Consider the following 15,302-nt stretch of genomic DNA (forward strand, 5'->3'; position numbering starts at 1 on the left):
AAGAATTTGCTTGGCGACCATAGCGTTTTGGACCCACCTGATTTCCATGCCGAACTCAGAAGTGAAACGAAATAGCGTCGATGGTAGTGTGGGGCTTCCCCATGTGAGAGTAGAACATCGCCAGGCTTTAGTTTTATTTTCACTTTTTCGAAAAGTGAAGACAAAAGCGGACGCTTGCTTATCAAAGCGAGTGATGCCACTGCGGAGTGGTAGTTCAGTTGGTTAGAATACCGGCCTGTCACGCCGGGGGTCGCGGGTTCGAGTCCCGTCCACTCCGCCACTTATATTAAGCCTCAGTCGAAAGACTGAGGCTTTTTTCGTTTTGGTTAACCGACTTACCTTAAACCCACTTTCATATTGAAACCTTGCATCGAGAGGTAGGCTTCCCTCTGGTTATGCTTTCTAAGCCCTGTCATGAGTGAAGTGGAACGCAGTTTTGTGTGGTTCCTGCAGTCTCGAGCGCTAGTTTTGAGCCCCTGTGCTTAACTTACCAAAGCTTCCTTTATTATTACCTGGAAAATTTATTCAATAGGTTATGTTATTTTCGGGGGAGATTTCTCTGCTTTAGATGTTTTGATTTAGCCATAGGCGCTTATTAATATAAACTCAGCGCATTTAAAACTTTCCAAACATGGATTTTGTTTTGTCGACCTATTTAAGCCAGTGTCTTAAAGTATATTCGCTACTTCTTCCCTCTAACCCTCTCCAACCTTCAAAGCCACCACTACGTACGTATAACGTGAGCGGTATAGGTGCTTTCATAGCTGTGTTTGCTGAGTAAGCAGTTCACCTGGTACATTGACTGAGGAAAAGTCTTCTTTCTGTGGACCTTCGTGTAAGTCACGATAGTTTTAATAATTATCTGGTACTTTTTATTCTAAAGGTGTACGCTTCACATCGAATATTTTTTCAACAGTAAATCATGTTATATCTCTTGTTTAAAAGCTTTGTAAGAAGGCTGAACTCCATGCAAAAAACGCGATGAAGTGTTGCTCGGAGTCTTAAATTAATCTTCATCAGGTGTTTTATGTGTGGGTAGCTTCGCTGAAGTTATACGCAGGAGCTTGTACACCTGATAAAAGAGAAGAGATGGCCGGTGATATTTCATCATCGGCCTTTTTGTATCTGTTAAGCAGCTACAAAGCATTACCCAGTATTGAAATAAGGGCCGGTATTGATCACCGGCCCTTTTTTATTTGGTTGAAAACATGAGTATTTTACAAGTTAAAAATTTGTCTTATCAGATAGCTGATAAGACGTTATACAACAACGTGACCTTTCGTATTAACGTGGGAGAGAAAATAGGTATCACCGGAGCGAATGGTGTTGGAAAAAGCACCTTATTGAAACTGCTTTTCGGTGAATTATCTGCAGATAAGGGCTGCATTGAATGGTTACCAAACCTTGAGGTGGGGTATTTAGAACAACATTTTAAGATCGATAATGTGCTGACAGTTCATGAGTATTTAAAGGGCTCTTTTGAGAGTTTATACGCTGCAGAGCAAAAGCTTTGGACTTTGTATCATGCGATGACCGAGTCTCACTCTACATCTCTTTTAAGCCAAGTCGCTCGGCTACAGGCATATTTAGAAGATGAAGACTTCTATGCAATTAATACCAAAATTGAACGAGTTGCTGTAGGTCTTGGTATTTATCAATTTGGCTTAGATACACCGCTTGTCTCGCTAAGTGGCGGTCAAAGACACAAAGTCCTTTTAGGCAGGTTGTTACTTCGCAACCCCGATGTGTTAATTCTTGATGAGCCGACAAACTATCTTGATGCTCCGCACATTGAATGGCTAGTCGCGTTTCTCAATGATTACACTGGCACTGTTTTACTGGTTTCTCATGACATTGACTTCCTTAATCAAGTAGCGACCAGTATTTGTGATATTGATTATCAAACGGTCCGAAAATACAGCGGCACTTATGTCAAAGCAATGCAGCAAAAGCATCACGACGGTGCTTTGTTAGAAAAGCAATATAAGGCTCAGCAAAATGAAATTCGAAAGTTAGAGCAATTTATTGCCAAAAATGGCGCTGGAGTTAACGCGAGTCTTGCTAAAGGGCGTAAGAAAAAACTGGATAAAATCGAACGTATTCAACTGAATAATGTAGAGAAAGTATCGATGTTTGACTTTGCTTACCAGCCCATTGGGCAACCGAATGTGATTGACGCAAAAGCGTTGATGATCGGTTATCAGCAGCCTCTGCTTCCAGTATTTGATATCACGTTAGCGCGCGGGGAAAAGTTGGTTGTTGCTGGCTTTAACGGCGTAGGTAAGTCGACCTTACTTAAAACCCTGATGGGGGAGATCGAGCCACTCTCTGGTGAGGTGGTATTGGCAAAAGGTGCAATGATTGGTTATTTTTCTCAAGATTTGTCTTGGCGCCATCCTCAGAACACGCCTGAACAGGAGCTGTGCTCTTGTGCGCCAACAATCTCAAGCAAAGAGTCACGCAAGCTATTAGCTCGCTTTGGGATCACGGGGGATAAGACGCAGCGCCACTTAGATACATTGAGCGGTGGTGAGCAAACTCGGGTGAAACTGTGTTGTTTATCGGTTCAGAAATGCAATGTTTTGCTGTTGGACGAACCAACAACACATTTGGATAGCAGCAGCAAAAATGCGCTTAAAGAGGCTCTCCAGCGCTTTTCCGGTAGCGTGATTGTGGTATCTCATGAGAAGGCATTTTTGCAATCTTGGCCTGATAGAGTTTTAGATATTTCGTTGCTCACTTGTGCTGAATCGAAAACAGAACAGGAGGTGGAGCTATGATGCAGTCCATGATCCTATTTCTCGTTGCTTTTCTTGTTGGTGCTGATGAGTTGATGCTTGGATCTATTCTTGAACCTATCGGAAATGATTTAAGTGTTCAACCGAGTCAGGTGACCTTATTTATTACGGCATATAGTTTAGCCATAGCAATTTTCGCTCCTTACTTGGGCCGTTTATCAGACCGAGTTGGGCGTATTCGAATCATGGTGCCTGCTTGCTTTGTATTTGGGGTTGCGTCTATTACGACGGGCATAGTTCATGATTTTGAACTTGCTATTGCAACTCGAGTGATCACTGGTATTGCAAGTGCAGGCATGTTGCCAATTGCATTCGCGTTAGCGGGAGACGCGAAGGGTAATAGAGCGATGCGTCAAATTGTGATGGTTCAGGCGGGATTAACGCTAGGTATGATAACCAGCCCGGCGATCGGAGCATTGTTGACCCAGCTTTTATCATGGCGTGCCGCTTTTATTATTTTGGGCGTTGCGGCTCTTCTTGTCAGTGCCATGATCGTAGTGTTCATGAACAACAAGCATAATGAGTCCAAGAAGTCAGATACTCTGCCACCTATCGCAGACGTCATTCATCTTCCAGGCGCGTTGAGAGCGATTCTAGCGATGTGTTTAGGCCTAGGGGGAGGTATTGGTGTATTTAACCTGATAGGCCTTCATATTCGAGATACCAGCGATTTGGCGCTCGGTTGGGTGGGCGCTATTTATGCAGCTCTAGGGATCGTGAGTGTGGTTGGAAATATGTGCGTGGCGAGAGCTTATCGCTGGCTTGGTAGCTCTCGAGCCGTTATGCGAGTGGCCTTAATGGTGTGCATACCTTGCAGTGCATGGGTGTTCTCAAATGAGATGAGTACGGTGACCGCTTATCTTCCAGCTCTAGTGCTCTGGTCTCTCGCTGGAGGGGTTGGTTCTCCGGCATTACAAGCACATATCGCAAGCTTATCTGATGAATATCGAGGTGTGTTAATGTCTTTTGGAATGAGTATGATGCACTTTGGTGTCGCGATTTGGTCTGCCTTGGCGGGCTTCGCGTATTCTATAGGCAATGAATGGGTCGCTTTCGTGGCTTTGCTATTGTTTGGCTCAGCAGTAGTTATCTTAAAGCCAGTTGGTAATACTGAACAAAGTGAGCGTTATTCGTAGTGTTTTAGTAGATAAAGAAAAGCCGTTACCTAAAAAGGTAACGGCTTGTTCCAAATACTTTTTGAAAAACGGTCTTAGTTCATGCCGTATTTCTTAAGTTTCTTGCGAAGAGTACCGCGGTTGATACCCATCATAGTTGCTGCGCGAGTTTGGTTACCGCGAGTGTACTGCATGATAGTATCTAGTAGTGGCTGTTCAACTTCAGCTAGAACTAATTCGTATAGTTCTGTTACTTCCTGGCCGTTTAGTTGAGCAAGGTAGTTTTTAAGAGACGCTTTAACAGAGTCACGTAAAGGCTTCTGAGTAATCTGGTCTTGTGACGTTACTGTAGTTACTGTTAATGCTTCTGAAGTCAGATTTTGTTCGAACATATTCGGTCTAGCTCTTCTCTTAATTATGATGCAACGTTATCAAAATAACCTTCTAACGCCTCAATTTGCAGCGGAGCTGCGTCGATAGCGTTGAAGGTACGGCGAAACTCACTTGCCTGTTCATGCTCTTTCAGGTACCACCCAACGTGCTTGCGCGCGATACGTGGACCTAAGAACTCCCCATAAAACTCATGCAGAGCATTTACATGACCAAGCATAATGGTTTTCACTTCCTCAGTTGGAAGTTCCTCCATTGTGGTGCCGTTTTCCAAATAGTGATGGATTTCCTGGAAAATCCAAGGACGACCCTGGGCAGGGCGTCCAATCATTAAAGCGTCTGCACCGGTGTACTCCAGTACAAATTTGGCTTTCTCCGGGCTATCGATATCACCGTTCGCGATAACCGGAATTGAAATCGCCTCTTTTACCGCTTTAATGCTGTCATATTCGGCCTCACCTTTGTACATACATGCTTTCGTTCTGCCATGCAGAGCAAGAGCTTGTATGCCGCAGTTTTCGGCTAATTTAGCGATCTGGACACAGTTCTTGTTGTCTGTATCCCAGCCAGTTCGAGTCTTTAACGTTACAGGAACGTCCACTGCATTCACGACCGCTTTCAAAATCTCTTCGATAATGTTTGGGTATTGAAGCAGAGCAGAGCCCGCTAGCTTCTTATTCACTTTTTTTGCCGGGCAGCCCATGTTGATGTCGATGATTTGTGCACCGTTCTCAACACTGAATTGAGCTGCGTCCGCCATAAGCTGTGGATCGGAACCCGCAATCTGTACAGAGCGAATGCCCGATTCGCCCTCGTGTACCATGCGCTGTTTCGACTTTGACGTTCCCCATAGTTTTGGGTTAGCAGACATCATTTCACTGACGGCCATTCCCGCACCATAGCGAAGACACAACTCGCGAAACGGTCTATCCGTTACACCAGCCATAGGGGCTACGATTAGATTGTTCTTAAGTTGATAGTTTCCGATTTTCAAAACGTCATCACAGTTCTGTACCAGCAAGGGCGCGCATTTTACGCATTTTTTCACTGCGTGAAAAGACTAATATTTGAGCATTTACAAATTGTTTTTGTAAATTGTATGAATTTCAAACAATTAGCTCTGAAAACCTTGTCTAGCCTTGCTTACGACCAGAGATGCGACACCATTCACTTTGCTCAACAATCGGGTCAATGTGAAGCTCGTCACGGTAATAGTTCGCAACATCTTCAGCTTGAGTGTCTAATACGCCGGACATAGCGAGGTCGCCATTTGGCTTAACTAGTCCTTTGATGATAGGTGCAAGTTCACGTAAAGGTCCCGCAAGGATGTTGGCCACAACGACGTCAGCGACGAGACCTTCTGGTTGATTTTGCGGTAAGTAAACTTCTAGTTTGTCTGCAACGCCATTACGCTCAGCATTGTCTTTTGAAGCAAGCAGGGCTTGAGGATCAATGTCGATCCCTATCACTTTTTCAGCGCCCAGTTTGATCGCTGCGATCGCAAGAATACCTGAGCCACAACCGAAGTCGATAACGGTCTTACCGCTTAAGTCCATGCTTTCTAGCCACTCAAGACAAAGTGCTGTTGTAGGGTGAGTACCCGTACCGAATGCAAGGCCTGGATCCAACATAACATTAACAGCGTCAGGATCTGGAATGTCGCGCCAGCTTGGGCAAATCCATAGGCGTTCACCAAATTTCATTGGGTGGAAGTTTTCCATCCATTCGCGTTCCCAGTCTTTATCTTCAAGCTGTTCTACTTTGTAAGCAAAATTGTCAGCCAGCATATTGCTCGCTTTAATTTGGTCGATGATGAAGTTAGTGTCTGCTTCTGCATCATACAGTGCCAGAATATCAGTATCGCCCCATAAGCGAGTTTCGCCAGGTAGAGGTTCGAATACAGGTGTATCCTGCGCGTCTAAGAATGTAACAGACAGCGCGCCAGTCTCTTCCATTAGCATATCGCCGATTTGCTCAGCGTTTTCATTGGTCGCGTTGAGTTTGATTTGAATCCAAGGCATTGGTTTTTGCTCTTAAAGTGAATGAAGTGGCGCAGAGTTTACCAGAACTCTACGATTTGTTTGAGTATATACCCAAATAAGCCGATTTATATGTTGAGCCCTTTGCGTACATATAAAACAAAAATGCCCACGGGAGTGGGCATTTTTTAAGACGTTTGCTTAGGCTTATTGTAAGCCAAGCTTCTTCTCTAGGTAGTGGATGTTTGCACCACCGTGTTGGAAGTTTTCGTCATTCATAATGGAGAATTGCAGTGGCACGTTAGTTTTGATGCCTTCGATGATCATCTCACCCAGTGCGTTTTTCATACGTGCAATCGCTACATCACGGTTCTCACCGTAAGTGATCAGTTTACCAATCATTGAATCGTAATGAGGTGGTACTGTGTAGCCTGTGTAGATATGAGATTCCCAACGTACACCCATACCGCCAGGAGCGTGGAAACGCTCGATCTTACCCGGAGATGGTAGGAAGCGCTCAGGGTCTTCTGCGTTGATACGACACTCAATCGCATGGCCACGGATCTTAATATCATCTTGAGTGAATGACAGAGGCTGACCCGCTGCAACACGAAGCTGTTCTTTGATTAGGTCGATGCCAGTAACCATCTCTGTTACTGGGTGCTCTACTTGAATACGAGTGTTCATTTCGATGAAGTAGAACTCACCGTTCTCGTATAGGAATTCAAACGTACCTGCGCCGCGGTAACCGATCTCGATACATGCACGAGTACAGCGTTCACCGATGTACTTACGCATTTCTTCTGTGATACCAGGTGCTGGAGCTTCTTCCACTACTTTTTGGTGACGACGTTGCATTGAACAGTCACGCTCACCAAGGTGGATTGCGCCGCCTTGACCGTCAGCAATAACCTGAACTTCAACGTGACGAGGGTTTTCTAGGAATTTCTCCATGTAAACCATGTCATTGTTGAACGCCGCTTTTGCTTCAGCACGTGTCATTGCAATAGCTTGGATAAGGTCTTTCTCTGCGCGAACAACACGCATACCACGACCGCCGCCGCCGCCAGATGCTTTGATGATTACTGGGTAACCAATGCGCTTAGCAAATGCTTTGTTTTTCTCTTCGTCATTGTCTAGAGGGCCGTCAGAACCCGGTACACAAGGAACGCCTGCTTTCTTCATTGCATTGATAGCAGATACTTTATCGCCCATTAGGCGGATAGTGTCTGCCTTTGGACCAACGAAGATGAAACCACTGCGCTCAACTTGCTCTGCGAAGTCTGCGTTCTCAGACAGGAAGCCGTAACCTGGGTGGATAGCCACAGCACCAGTCACTTCTGCTGCAGAAATGATGCGTGGAATGTTTAGGTAGCTGTCGATACCACGAGCAGGGCCGATACATACGGTTTCGTCTGCGAGTAGTACGTGCTTAAGATCGCGGTCCGCTGTTGAGTGAACAGCGACGGTCTTAATACCTAATTCTTTACAAGCGCGAAGAATACGAAGTGCAATTTCACCTCGGTTCGCGATGACTACTTTGTCTAGCATAAGGCAAGCCCCGCTTATTCGATTACAACAAGAGGTTGGTCGAATTCAACTGGTTGGCCGTCTTCAGCTAGGATTGCTGTAACAACGCCAGATTTGTCCGCTTCGATTTGGTTCATCATTTTCATTGCTTCAACAATACATAGAGTATCGCCAGCATTTACTTTCTGACCCACTTCTACGAATGCTTTAGAGTCTGGGCTTGGAGAGCGGTAGAAAGTACCAACCATTGGAGAAAGAACTTGGTGACCTGCAGGTGTTGCTGCTGGAGCTTCTGCTGCTGGCGCTTCCGCTACTGGTGCCGCTGCTACTGGAGCAGGTGCCGCCGCTGGAGCTGCTGCGTAGTGAATTGGTGCTTGAGGGGCTGCAGTGCCATGACGGCTGATGCGCACTGACTCTTCACCTTCAGAGATCTCTAGCTCAGCAATGCCAGACTCTTCAACTAACTCAATTAGCTTCTTGATTTTACGAATATCCATCTTTTCTTTCTCTTTTATCTTGTGATTAAGACAACCCTCGTAGGGTTGCAGAGTGTTAGGGTTACTTTGCCTGTAGCTTATTGATCGCTGCAGACAGAGCAAATTCATAACCTTGTGCGCCTAAACCGCAAATCACACCCTCTGCTTTATCTGACAGGTAAGAGTGATGACGGAATGGTTCACGTGCGTGCACATTTGATAAGTGCACCTCAATAAATGGGATGGCGACGCCAAGTAATGCATCTCGCAGCGCCACACTAGTATGAGTGAAAGCCGCTGGATTGATGATGATGAAGTCAATCTTGCCATAGGCAGCGTGAATGGCTTCAATCAGTTCGTACTCACGATTTGATTGTAGGTGTTCCAGTTCTACCCCAGCGTTATGGGCTTGCTCTGTAAGAGTATCCACAACTTGAGCTAAGGTACTGTGACCATAGTGTGTCGGTTCGCGCAGACCCAATAGATTAAGATTTGGTCCGTTTAGAACAAGAATCCGTGACTTTGCAGACATTGTGTTGCTATCTTCCCTTATCGTGAGTGGAACGTTTATATTCCCAAATATACGATAGTTCAGCACGATTTTTTTGTTAAAACCGAGCAAATTTTAAAAAATCGACCAAGATTATAGCTAATTCATAGCAATTAGCAGCAATTTACTGGTCTAATCTCCTAATAGCCACTCTCGTTTCTGTAACCAAGTTAACAAAAACAACATAATTGCCATATTTTTTGTGTGGCCAATTTGTGCACTAAAGCAAAAAACCGCCATGAGTGATGGCGGTTTTTAAAGTGCTTTTAAAACAGTTGGTTGAATTTATGCCAATTCTGCTTTCTCTGCGATAAGTTTATCTACAACGCTCGGATCGGCAAGCGTTGATGTGTCTCCGAGGTTGCTAGTATCACCCGTTGCAATTTTACGCAGGATTCGACGCATGATCTTACCAGAACGAGTCTTCGGTAAGGAATCCGTCCAGTGCAGTACATCTGGTGTTGCAATTGGACCAATTTCTTTACGCACCCAATCTTTCACTTCTTTGTGTAGCTCTGCTGACGGGAATTCACCATCGTTCAAGGTAATGTAAGCGTAGATAGCTTGGCCTTTGATATCATGCGGAATGCCCACAATAGCGGCCTCAGCAATTTTATGATGTGCGACAAGAGCCGATTCTATTTCAGCGGTACCCATGCGGTGACCCGACACGTTTAGTACGTCATCAACACGGCCCGTGATCCAGTAGTAACCGTCTTCGTCACGACGAGCCCCATCACTAGTAAAGTACATTCCCTTAAAGGTTGAGAAGTAGGTCTGTTCAAAGCGCTCGTGGTCGCCATAAACAGTACGCATCTGACCTGGCCATGAATCAAGGATCACCAAGTTACCTTCTGCTGCGGTTTCTTCAATGATGTTGCCCATGTTATCAACCAGTGCAGGTTGGACTCCGAAGAATGGTCGAGTTGCTGAGCCTGGTTTTAAATCTGTTGCGCCTGGTAGTGGTGCAATTAAGATACCGCCGGTCTCTGTTTGCCACCAAGTATCAACGATAGGCGAGCTCTCGTTACCAATCGTTTTGTAGTACCACTCCCACGCTTCAGGGTTGATAGGCTCACCTACTGAACCCATCACACGTAAGCTTGAACGAGATGTCCCTGCTACCGCTTCGTTACCTTTTGCCATTAGTGCACGAATAGCGGTTGGCGCAGTGTAGAGAATGTTCACTTGGTGCTTATCAACCACTTCACTCATACGAGCCGTGCTTGGGTAGTTTGGAACACCTTCAAACAGAATGGTTTTGGCCCCGTTCGCTAGTGGACCATAAATTAGGTAAGTATGGCCTGTAATCCAGCCCACATCCGCGGTACACCAGAAGGTTTCTCCTGGTTGATAATCGAAGACATATTTAAAGGTCATTGCCGCGTAGACGAGGTAACCGCCTGTAGTATGTAGTACGCCTTTAGGTTTACCTGTCGAGCCAGATGTGTAGAGGATGAACAGCGGGTCTTCGGCTTTCATCTCTTCTGGTGGGCAAACGTCAGAAACGTTGGCTGTTGCTTCGTGCCACCAAACATCACGGTGTTCATGCCATTCAACATCACCACCTGTACGTTTAAGCACGACGACTTTATTGATGGTTTTTACGTCTGGGTTGGTTAGTGCTTCATCCACGTTCTTTTTCAGTGGAACAGCGCGTCCGCCACGTACGCCTTCGTCTGCGGTGATCACGACTTTAGCGTCAGAGTCGATGATACGGCCGGATAGCGCTTCTGGTGAGAAACCGCCAAATACTACGGTGTGAACCGCACCAATACGGGTACAAGCGAGCATAGCCACTGCAGCTTCTGGCACCATTGGCATGTATAGACACACCACGTCGCCCTTGCGTACGCCTTGCTCTTTCAATGCGTTGGAGAATTTACACACTTCTTTGTGCAGTTCGTTGAAAGTGAGTGTTTTGTCGTCGGCTGGATCATCGCCTTCCCAAATGATGGCGACGTCATCCCCGTGTTCTGCAAGATGACGGTCAATACAGTTAGCCGAGACGTTCAGTGTGCCATCTTCAAACCAGCGAATATCAACATGGCCAGTGTCGAAAGAAGTGCTTTTTACTTTGGTGAAAGGTTTGATCCAATCAACGATTTTGCCGTGTTCGTTCCAGAAGCCCTCTGGATCGGTTACCGACTGCTGATACATGGCTAAGTAAGTATCATTATCCGCGTGTGTATGAGTTTTAATATTTTCTTTTACCGGATAAACGTGGGCTTCGCTCATGGCTTCTCTCCTTGTGCCTTATTTCTCGGCCTTACACCAATCTAGATAAGATTTTGAATATATTTTTGTAGGGCTGTTTTTTGGTTCTAAATAACTTGGTCGTGGTAATGACGACGTTGTGCTTATAACTGTCAGTCACCGCGCGTATTTCCACAATTAGACTTTAGGATGAGAGTGATAGAAGCGCCGGGAAATCGCTGAAACAAAAGTATTTCTGGGAGCTAGGTCAACTGATTTTTATGTATACGGTGCGGTTAGGTTGGGTAAATCGCCTTTCGTTAAGCGGACAAAGACCAAAGCGGCAGAAATCGCGTCTTGCAAGGCGTCGTGTTTGTCTTGGATAGGAAGTTCGAGGTGTTTACAAATGGCATCCAGACTTAAGTCGAAATAGGCATTCGGCAAATGTCGTTCCAACTTATCGTGATAAATCTGACTGACCTCGATAAGTGGGTTAGGAAGTGGGAAGCCAAGTTGCCGCAGACAAGCAAGGTCTAAGATCTTTTTATCGTAACGAATGTGATAGCCCACAAGTGGTCGGTTGCCGATAAAGTCGAGCAGCTCGAGCAGAGCCTCTTTTTCACTGATGCCATCGACTAAGTCTTGGTGGCGAATTCGATGGATCTTGACCGAGCCTGAGTCGAGCGATTGCGGCGCGCGTAAGCGGACTTCAAATGGTTGACTGGTGATGATGCGGTTGTCGATGATCTTGGTGGCTGCAATAGTCACCAGCTCGGCGCGATTTGGGTCAAGGCTGGTGGTTTCGCAGTCAAGAGAGACGTATTCTGTTTTATCTGGCGTGCAAAACAGCGACTGATAAGGCGAACCTTTCAGTTTGTAGTGCCAGTATTTGCGTTGTAACCAGTTCATTGCCTACGCCTCTGTGATTTATGAAAATCAGGGTTAATCACGAATTTGATAATGGAAGCCTAAAAATTGCTTAAATTTCTTCACCACATGTAAGCTGTGGCGAAGCAAATCACGCTCAGTTCTATCCAGTTGTTTAATATCAATGTTATTCAACGCTTCTTGCTTTTTGAGTTGCTGATTAAGGCGAAGTTTAAAGAACAATTTCAGTGCTTCGTTGAGATTATCTGCCGTTTCGGATTCTAAGATGCGCTTATTTCTCAGAGCTTCAATGCGCTCAAACGTGTTCTTCTCTTCAATGGCATATTCCAAAGACAAGGTGCGAATGCCGTGTACAATTGGGAAAATACCGCCGCGTTTAATGTCCAATCCGTCTTTAGCACTTTTTACGTTGCCAAACAGAGTTAGGGGCACAGAAAACTGCAAGGCAGGGCGAGTAAAGTCAGACAATATCAACATGCGATCTTTCATTGTGTTACGAAGATGCGCCGCAATTGGAGCCAGCAGCTCGCAATTCCCAGCAACAGCATGGGCGTCACTGAAAATGGCTAAGTCCATGATTTGTTCTGGTTCGGCTTTAGCTATCCAGTGGTTTAGGGTGCTTATCCATTCTTGCTGTGTTTTGACCCATTTCGGGTTGTTAACCATCACTTTACCAGGGCAAAGTGGATAACCGAGCTGTTGTAGGGTGTGTGTGAAGGATCGCATCACTTGTTCGCAATGAGGCCATTCCAAACCATCTTGAATAATCAGGGCATTGTCTTGATCGGTTTTGAGAATTTGCTCTCCTCGGCCTTCAGAGCCGAGTACGATCAAGCAACAATGGTCGTGCAAGGCTGGTGGTATCACTAACTCGAACGCTTTCTCGATAATTTGTTCGTTTACGGCTGAGATCAGCTCCATGATGAAGCGAGTGCGGATGCCGTTTTTCAATAAGCTCTCGACCAATTGACGTTGGCGGTTTGAGGCCAAAGCGAGCTCTTCCACGCTGCTTGCTCGAGCAATACTGAGCGTTAACACGTGAGAGTGGGTTGAAAACGCGCTGAGAATTTGGGTCATATCCAGCATGCCGACGGCTCGGTTGCCTTCACATACCATGAGGCGTTTCATTCTATTTCTGGTCATTGTGATCATGGCGTTGAATAGAAAGTCACCATCATCAACGTGATAAACAGGAAAGCTCGCGATCTCACCCACTGGTGTGTCGAGCGCGCAACCATCTATCATCACAGAATGCAGCATATTAGTACGAGTCACTATTGCGTACGGGTGGGCTGATGGCCATTTTTCCAATCGTGGATCATCGCCATGGAGTTGAACCAATGCAGCGTCAATCCCATTTTCTTTTAAGGAACGTGTTACCTCGTTAATTGGTGTATTTGGTTCAAGGATCATCGGTGGGTGATAAATGCTGCGGTCAACTTTAGTGAGAATAAACTCCGCTAAGTTTTGCTGTTGATGGGCCGCTTCGATGAGCTCTTGCCGTTTCGATAAATTGTTATCGAAATAGGCTGCAAACTGGCCATTTTCGTTGTAAAGGGCAAGGAAAATTTCTTTCGGCAGTAGGTAAGAGAGCGTGTCCTCAAGCGCGATGTAGTGATGACGTACCTTGTCTTCAAGTAACGAGCGTACATCGAACATATCGTCGTTGGCATAATGTGCGAACACTTCCTGTTGATCGTTGGAGCGCTCTTCTACCGCGCCTTTGATCAGAATATGTAAGTGGGGGTTCTTCTGTCCGCAGGATAAAATAACATCTCGAGCTCGATAGTAGGCGACGTCCAGAGACGATCGCAGTCGCGTTTGTTGTGCTTCAGTTAAGCGATCGAACGGTGGAGATTGCATGTTAAATTTGTCAGGCATGAGAACACCCAATAATGATGGAAGGAACACTCTCTAAGTCTGACAAATTTCTTACCGGAAGCCAGACGACTTTGGTCTAAATTACGATGTTTTCGCTTGAAGATGCCAAATGTCGCAAAGTTAGTATTCCATCGAGGAAACGATAAGTTTCTTATTCTTCCCTTTTTATAATACGCATGGCGATCCATAATTCCCGGCTCGAACGTTGGTGTTCCCGTTTTAGGATATTAGTAATGTTGAAACCTTCTCCGTATGGCTGGATTTCCCAGTACTTTCTCGGATTCTTCTTTGCGTATGGCGTGTATCTGCCATTTTGGTCACTTTGGTTTAAGGATCAGGGCGTATCTTCGACAGATATCGGTTTGCTGGTCGGGTTAGGCCTTGCGACACGTTGTGTTGCCAATATCGTGATCACCCCACGAGTACACAAAGTCGAACATCTTATGCCTGCTTTACGTTGGTTGAGTTTCGCTGCCCTCCTTTTTGTTGGATTTCACTTTTTTACGGGTGGTAGCTTTTGGTTAATGGCACTAGCGACAGTGTTGTTCAATCTTTGTTGTGGACCGATTATTCCGTTGTCGGACGCGATGGCAAATTACTACGCTCGTCTGAAAATGCTCGATTATGGCCGCACGCGGCTATGGGGTTCGATCGCCTTTATCGCAGGCTCGACGGCAGTGGGCTACCTGGTGGCTGAATTTGGCTCCGATATGATCTTGTACACTGCGATGTTCGGCGTGTTTATCTCGTTGCTGTTTGCTATGCGACCGACTAACCCAATGCCTGTAACGCACGGTGGGCAAAGCGCAGAACGTCCAAAGCTGACCGCTCTTTTGACCGACAAGCCGATACTAAAATTCTTAGTGTTGGTGTCACTAATTCAGGGCAGTCATGCGGCTTACTACGGCTTTAGTGCGATTCACTGGAAGGCCGCTGGTCACTCGGAAGATGTCATTGGCTACTTGTGGAGCTTAGGAGTGGCCGCAGAAGTGGCAGTGTTTGCATTGAGTAAGCGCTTATTCGTAGGTTGGTCAATACGCGCGCTGTTTATTGCTGCTGCCGTTGGTGTAATGATGCGTTGGGGTATTACGGCGTCGACAACATCAATTATTGCTTTGGTGATTGTTCAACTATTGCATGGTGTGACTTTCGCTACCGCACACATTGCCGCGATCCAATATATCCAAAACTCCAAAGAAAATAAGATCGTAGCGTTGCAAGCGTTGTATAACGCGATTCCGTTGGGCGCATTTATCGCGTTAATGACCGTATTGAGTGGCTGGGGTTATGAGCACTGGGGACCGCTTGTGTTCTGGGGCATGGCCGCGATGGGGTTATTGGCTCTGTTCATCAAGCTTGATTCGCAAGACCCACATCAGGTGGTTGATGTATCAGACAAGCCACTTGAAACACAGAATTAGACTTATGTAACAAAGGTTAAAAACTAAGCTTTGTCTCCGTTATCAAAGCAGTGTTAAATGAAACCTCTCCCTCATGGA

Annotated in this window: 12 protein-coding genes, 1 tRNA gene and 1 rRNA gene; 5 read left to right on the forward strand and 9 right to left on the reverse strand. The window is 45.8% G+C overall.

Features of this window, described 5'->3' with window-relative positions; translation table 11 throughout:
- Nucleotides 1–9 precede the first annotated feature (9 nt).
- From rrf to R7E51_RS21050, 4 genes are all read left to right on the forward strand, one after another.
- Nucleotides 10–126, forward strand: a 5S ribosomal RNA gene (gene rrf, locus R7E51_RS21035).
- A 77-nt stretch (nt 127–203) separates the two neighbouring features.
- Nucleotides 204–280: transfer RNA gene (locus tag R7E51_RS21040), tRNA-Asp, on the forward strand.
- Nucleotides 281–1,208: 928 nt separating this feature from the next.
- Nucleotides 1,209–2,780: an ABC-F family ATP-binding cassette domain-containing protein gene (locus R7E51_RS21045; RefSeq protein ID WP_206958411.1), complete on the forward strand. Its 1,572-nt coding sequence runs from the start codon at nt 1,209–1,211 to the stop codon at nt 2,778–2,780.
- Nucleotides 2,777–3,934 carry an MFS transporter gene (locus R7E51_RS21050; protein WP_206958409.1) on the forward strand — a complete coding sequence of 386 codons (1,158 nt, stop codon included), beginning with the start codon at nt 2,777–2,779 and terminating at the stop codon, nt 3,932–3,934. The genes R7E51_RS21045 and R7E51_RS21050 overlap by 4 nt, the downstream gene beginning before the upstream one ends.
- A 74-nt stretch (nt 3,935–4,008) precedes the next feature.
- Here R7E51_RS21050 and fis read toward each other — a convergent pair whose 3' ends face one another.
- The 9 genes from fis to R7E51_RS21095 all read right to left on the reverse strand — a co-directional run bounded on the left by fis (nt 4,009) and on the right by R7E51_RS21095 (nt 13,803).
- Nucleotides 4,009–4,305 carry a DNA-binding transcriptional regulator Fis gene (gene fis, locus R7E51_RS21055; protein ID WP_000462885.1) on the reverse strand — a complete coding sequence of 99 codons (297 nt, stop codon included), beginning with the start codon at nt 4,303–4,305 and terminating at the stop codon, nt 4,009–4,011.
- A gap of 23 nt (nt 4,306–4,328) precedes the next feature.
- Nucleotides 4,329–5,297 carry a tRNA dihydrouridine synthase DusB gene (gene dusB / locus R7E51_RS21060; protein WP_005382505.1) on the reverse strand — a complete coding sequence of 323 codons (969 nt, stop codon included), beginning with the start codon at nt 5,295–5,297 and terminating at the stop codon, nt 4,329–4,331.
- 139 nt (nt 5,298–5,436) lie between these two features.
- Entirely contained in the window at nt 5,437–6,324 is an 888-nt protein-coding gene (prmA, locus tag R7E51_RS21065) for a 50S ribosomal protein L11 methyltransferase (RefSeq protein ID WP_005382507.1), read from the reverse strand.
- A gap of 165 nt (nt 6,325–6,489) precedes the next feature.
- Complete coding sequence (accC, locus tag R7E51_RS21070; RefSeq protein WP_005382509.1) at nt 6,490–7,833, reverse strand: acetyl-CoA carboxylase biotin carboxylase subunit; 1,344 nt, start codon at nt 7,831–7,833, stop codon at nt 6,490–6,492.
- Between the two features lie 14 nt (nt 7,834–7,847).
- Nucleotides 7,848–8,309, reverse strand: a complete 462-nt coding sequence (accB, locus tag R7E51_RS21075) for an acetyl-CoA carboxylase biotin carboxyl carrier protein (RefSeq protein WP_005386355.1) — start codon at nt 8,307–8,309, stop codon at nt 7,848–7,850.
- 61 nt (nt 8,310–8,370) lie between these two features.
- On the reverse strand, nt 8,371–8,820 hold the full coding sequence (aroQ, locus tag R7E51_RS21080) for a type II 3-dehydroquinate dehydratase (protein WP_005382360.1): 450 nt from the start codon (nt 8,818–8,820) through the stop codon (nt 8,371–8,373).
- A gap of 303 nt (nt 8,821–9,123) precedes the next feature.
- Nucleotides 9,124–11,076 carry an acetate--CoA ligase gene (gene acs / locus R7E51_RS21085; protein WP_005386359.1) on the reverse strand — a complete coding sequence of 651 codons (1,953 nt, stop codon included), beginning with the start codon at nt 11,074–11,076 and terminating at the stop codon, nt 9,124–9,126.
- A 237-nt stretch (nt 11,077–11,313) separates the two neighbouring features.
- Nucleotides 11,314–11,943, reverse strand: coding sequence for a 3'-5' exonuclease (locus R7E51_RS21090; protein ID WP_005382363.1), 630 nt, complete (start codon nt 11,941–11,943; stop codon nt 11,314–11,316).
- A gap of 33 nt (nt 11,944–11,976) precedes the next feature.
- Entirely contained in the window at nt 11,977–13,803 is a 1,827-nt protein-coding gene (locus R7E51_RS21095; RefSeq protein ID WP_206958406.1) for a DUF294 nucleotidyltransferase-like domain-containing protein, read from the reverse strand.
- Between the two features lie 233 nt (nt 13,804–14,036).
- Between R7E51_RS21095 and R7E51_RS21100 the strand changes: the two genes are divergently transcribed.
- Nucleotides 14,037–15,224 carry a 3-phenylpropionate MFS transporter gene (locus R7E51_RS21100; protein ID WP_206958404.1) on the forward strand — a complete coding sequence of 396 codons (1,188 nt, stop codon included), beginning with the start codon at nt 14,037–14,039 and terminating at the stop codon, nt 15,222–15,224.
- Nucleotides 15,225–15,302: the final 78 nt, after the last annotated feature.

It is taken from the genome of Vibrio sp. Vb1166 (assembly GCF_033338695.1).
Lineage (GTDB): Bacteria > Pseudomonadota > Gammaproteobacteria > Enterobacterales > Vibrionaceae > Vibrio > Vibrio alginolyticus.

Excerpts from the sequence above, each read along its gene's own strand:
- R7E51_RS21045 (WP_206958411.1), top strand. The coding sequence starts at position 1,209 with ATGAGTATTTTACAAGTTAAAAATTTGTCTTATCAGATAGCTGATAAG.
- R7E51_RS21050 (WP_206958409.1), top strand. The coding sequence starts at position 2,777 with ATGATGCAGTCCATGATCCTATTTCTCGTTGCTTTTCTTGTTGGTGCT.
- fis (WP_000462885.1), bottom strand. The coding sequence starts at position 4,305 with ATGTTCGAACAAAATCTGACTTCAGAAGCATTAACAGTAACTACAGTA.
- prmA (WP_005382507.1), bottom strand. The coding sequence starts at position 6,324 with ATGCCTTGGATTCAAATCAAACTCAACGCGACCAATGAAAACGCTGAG.
- accC (WP_005382509.1), bottom strand. The coding sequence starts at position 7,833 with ATGCTAGACAAAGTAGTCATCGCGAACCGAGGTGAAATTGCACTTCGT.
- accB (WP_005386355.1), bottom strand. The coding sequence starts at position 8,309 with ATGGATATTCGTAAAATCAAGAAGCTAATTGAGTTAGTTGAAGAGTCT.
- aroQ (WP_005382360.1), bottom strand. The coding sequence starts at position 8,820 with ATGTCTGCAAAGTCACGGATTCTTGTTCTAAACGGACCAAATCTTAAT.
- acs (WP_005386359.1), bottom strand. The coding sequence starts at position 11,076 with ATGAGCGAAGCCCACGTTTATCCGGTAAAAGAAAATATTAAAACTCAT.
- R7E51_RS21090 (WP_005382363.1), bottom strand. The coding sequence starts at position 11,943 with ATGAACTGGTTACAACGCAAATACTGGCACTACAAACTGAAAGGTTCG.
- R7E51_RS21095 (WP_206958406.1), bottom strand. The coding sequence starts at position 13,803 with ATGCCTGACAAATTTAACATGCAATCTCCACCGTTCGATCGCTTAACT.
- R7E51_RS21100 (WP_206958404.1), top strand. The coding sequence starts at position 14,037 with ATGTTGAAACCTTCTCCGTATGGCTGGATTTCCCAGTACTTTCTCGGA.